The following is a 3,120-nucleotide window of genomic DNA, read 5'->3' as shown; positions in this document are numbered from 1 at the left end:
GGGCCATGACGCCCGGCGACTTTTGACCCGTCAGGATGTGTGGCTATACTGCGCCCGGTGCCGGGCCCGGTCCGGCCCTGCTCCCGAAGCCGTGTCGAACGAGGTCGCCGTGAACAAGATCGCCCTGCTGCTGACCGCGCTGCTGGCCATGCCGGTGGTCGCCAGTGCCGCTCCGGCCGCCGGGCAGGCGCCCGCGCAGCGCTCCGGCGCGGTCATCCTGAAAGCGGCTTGCGCCTCCTGCCACGACAACGGCCTCATGGGCGCGCCGGTGACCGGCAACAAGAAGCAGTGGGCGGCACGCCTGGCCCAGGGCAATGCCGTGGTGCACCGCAATGCGCTCAACGGCATCCGCGCCATGCCGCCCAAGGGCGGCTGCCGGAGCTGCAGCAATGAAGAGATCAAGGCCGCCGTCGACATCATGATCGCGCGCTCGAAGTAAGCGCCGCTCCGGCGTCCGCTGCGATCCGGGCGCCGCCAGTGTTTCAGCCCAGCAGGTCGCGCAGGTTGCTCAGGTGCGCGCGGCCCAGCGCCTGTTTCTGCTCCGAGCTGCGCCCGCTGCTGCGGCCTTCCCACTCCAGTTCGTCCGCCGGCAGCTCCTCGAGGAAACGGCTGGGCGTGGTCGGCAGCGATTCGCCGCCGAGCTTGCGCTTGCCGGCATAGGTGATGGTCAGCGTCTGCCGCGCGCGCGTGATGCCCACGTACATCAGCCGGCGCTCTTCTTCCACTGTGCCGGCCTCGATGCTGTTGCGGTGCGGCAGCAGGTCCTCTTCCAGGCCCATCAGGTAGACGTGCGGGAACTCCAGGCCCTTGGCCGCGTGCAGGGTCATGAGCTGGACCTTGTCGCTGTCATCCTCCTCGGCCTGCTGTTCGAGCAGGTCGAGCAGCACCAGCTTGCGGATCACCGCCTCGATGTCGCGGTCCTCTTCGTCCTCGGCCTTCTCCCACAGGCGCTGCACCGAGGCCAGGAAGCTGTTGACCGAGTCCATGCGCCGCTCGGCGGCGGTCGGCGTGGCGGACTGGTCGAGCAGGTAGTCCTGGTACTGGATGTCGGCGAGCATCTGGCGGATCGCCTGCAGCGGGTCGTCGCCGTCGATGATGTTGCGCGCGGTGCCCTGCAGCCACTGCGCGAAGTCCTGCAGGCGGCCGCAGGCGCGTTCGCCGACGTGCAGCGACAGGCCCATTTCCTCGCAGGCCAGCAGCATGGCGCAGTCGCGCTGCTGGGCGTAGCCGCCGAGCTTCTCCAGCGTCGCCGGACCGATCTCGCGCTTGGGGGTGTTGATGATGCGCAGGAAGGCGTTGTCGTCCTCGGGGTTGATGACCAGGCGCAGGTAGGCCATCACGTCCTTGATCTCGGAGCGGCCGAAGAAGGACTGGCCGCCGGAGATCTTGTAGGGAATCTGGTATTCGCGCAGCTTGGTTTCCAGGATGCGGGCCTGGAAGTTGCCGCGGTAGAGCACGGCATAGTCGCGGAACTCGGTGCGCTGCATGAGCTTGTGGTTGAGGATCTCGGTGGCGACCTTTTCGGCCTCGGCGTCCTCGTTGGCGCACTGGATGACACGGATCATGTCGCCCATGCCGTGCTGGCTCCACAGCTGCTTCTCGAACACGTGCGGGTTGTTGGCGATCACCGTGTTGGCGCATTTCAGGATGCGGCTGGTGGAGCGGTAGTTCTGCTCNACTGGTCGTCGTCGCCGACCGCGGTGAAGCAGGCGCGGGCGCCGACCAGGTGGCGCACCATGAGGTACTGGGCGGTGTTGGTGTCCTGGTATTCGTCGACCAGCAGGTAGTGCACCTTGTTCTGCCAGAACTCGCGCAGCGTCTGGTCATTCTGCAGCGCCAGCGTCGGCCGCACGATCAGGTCGTCGAAGTCGACCGCGTTGTAGGCGCGCAGATGCCGCTCGTAGGCCTCGTAGATGGTGGCGGCGAAGTAGTCGCCCTCGCTTTCGGCGCGGCTCATGGCCTCCGGCGGCGTCACCAGGGCGTTCTTGAAGTCGGAGATCAGGCTGCGCACCAGATCGATCTTGTCGCTGGCGTTCTCCTTGTGCAGCAGCTCGCCGAGCAGCGTGCGCGAGTCCTCGGCGTCGAAGATGGAGAAGTTCTTCTTCAGGCCGAAGCTGTCCGGCTGGCGCTTGAGCATGGTCAGGCCCAGCGTGTGGAAGGTCGACACGGTCAGGCCGCGCGCCTCCGGGCCCTGCACCAGCTTGCCGGCGCGCTCCTTCATTTCGCGCGCGGCCTTGTTGGTGAAGGTCACTGCCATGATCTTGTGCGCGGGAATGCCGCACTGCTGGATCAGGTAGGCGATCTTGCGCGTGATCACCGAGGTCTTGCCCGAGCCGGCGCCGGCCAGCACCAGCACGGGACCGCTGATGGCCATGACGGCTTCGCGCTGGCGGGGATTGAGATCGTTCAAGAAGGCTTCCGGGCGTACAGCTCTGCAGGCCACGGATTGTAGTCGCGGCGGCCGTCCGGGGCCAGCGCCCGGCGTGGCCGGTCAGCCACGCCTGCGTCTGCCGGTGTCATCCGGCGCGCCGGCGGGCGCTGCCCGGCGGCTTCGCCAGTCGCCTCAGCTGATGCCGTAGACCTGCTTCCAGTGGTTCATGGCGGCGGTGGTGTCGCGCTGCCAGGGGTGGAAGTCCGGACGGTAGTAGGACAGATAGGCCTTGCCCATCTTGCGCAGCCAGCCGGGCTTGCGGCCGACCAGCTCGTCGAGCCCGCGCCGGATCATCTTCCAGTCGCGCTGGATGCCGCGCGCCTTGAACAGCTGCCAGGTGTGGAAGCTGCTGAAGAAGGCGAACTCGATGGTGTTGAGCAGCATCTGCGAGCTGCGGATCCAGTAGCTGCCGACGCGGTCCTGGAAGACATCGAAGGCCACCGCCTTGTGCTCGTTCTCCTCGATGGCGTGCCAGTACCACAGCGGCTTCACGCGCTCGTCCATGGGGCCGAAGAAGTCCGGGTGCTCCAGCGCCAGTTCGGCGAGGATGGCGGTGAAGTGCTCCAGGGCGCAGGTCATGGCCAGCTGGCGCTCGGGCGACAGCCGGCGGCGCATGAACTTCATGCCATCGCGCACGAAGGCATCGATGCGGTCCATGGGCAGGCCCTTGCGCTGCATGAAGGCGTTGA

The 3,120-nt window shown here is 67.1% G+C and carries 2 protein-coding genes and 1 pseudogene; 1 reads left to right on the top strand and 2 read right to left on the bottom strand.

The genetic code is table 11. The annotated features are described in order from the left end of the window. Positions 1 to 109 precede the first annotated feature (109 nt). Positions 110 to 439, top strand: a complete 330-nt coding sequence (locus C5O18_RS07920) for a c-type cytochrome (protein WP_146089286.1) — start codon at positions 110 to 112, stop codon at positions 437 to 439. A gap of 43 nt (positions 440 to 482) precedes the next feature. Here C5O18_RS07920 and C5O18_RS07915 read toward each other — a convergent pair. Next, positions 483 to 2,374: pseudogene (locus tag C5O18_RS07915) on the bottom strand (3'-5' exonuclease). A gap of 189 nt (positions 2,375 to 2,563) precedes the next feature. After that, positions 2,564 to 3,120 (bottom strand): metal-dependent hydrolase (locus C5O18_RS07910; RefSeq protein WP_146089285.1); only part of this gene is annotated, 557 nt, incomplete at its 5' end.

This window comes from Amnimonas aquatica, from assembly GCF_002943415.1.
Lineage (GTDB): Bacteria > Pseudomonadota > Gammaproteobacteria > Pseudomonadales > Moraxellaceae > Perlucidibaca > Perlucidibaca aquatica_A.
Note: the sequence above shows the minus strand (reverse complement) of the source record. Positions and strands in the feature narration are given on the sequence as shown.